This window comes from Georgenia satyanarayanai, from assembly GCF_023715365.1.
GTDB lineage: Bacteria > Actinomycetota > Actinomycetes > Actinomycetales > Actinomycetaceae > Oceanitalea > Oceanitalea satyanarayanai_B.
On the sequence record NZ_JAMBNZ010000054.1, the window covers coordinates 1 to 508 of the forward strand.

General features: G+C 67.5%; 1 protein-coding gene. It reads right to left on the bottom strand.

What is annotated here, in order from left to right; all coding sequences use genetic code 11:
* Positions 1–357 (bottom strand): hypothetical protein (locus tag M3148_RS16985; protein WP_251305909.1); only part of this gene is annotated, 357 nt, incomplete at its 3' end.
* Positions 358–508: the final 151 nt, after the last annotated feature.

Here is a 508-nt window from a genome sequence, read left to right on the forward strand (position 1 = left end):
GAGCTTGGCGGTGGCCCACGCGGCGATGCGCTGGTAGCCGGCGGCCATCTCCACGAGGTAGTACTCATCCACCTCGCCAGGGTCGATGTCCTCCAGCTCGGCGAGGAGCTGACCATCGGGCGCCATGCCCGCCAGCGCCTCGGCCGACACCGGCTGGCGCGACTCGAAGCTCGGCTGCTCGTCGGTGATCGTCGACGGTGGCGGCCTGTCCCCGGCATCGAGGAACACATCGGCCGCGTCCTCCTCCTGCGCCCACAGCTCCTGCAGACGACGGGCAGACTGCTCACCGATCGGCTCGCGGGTGTAGGGGTCCTCGAGCCAGGCAGCGTGCGGGTCGAAGCCATCGATGCTGCTCACCGACCCACCCCCTCTGCGGGCTTTCGACTGCTCTGCCGTCCTACCTCCAAGGCTATGACCGACCACTGACGTTGATGATGGGAGTGCCTCGGCGGGGGTCTGACTCTGCCACTGACTGACGCCCTAGCGGGTTGTCCTTGAAATGATCCGT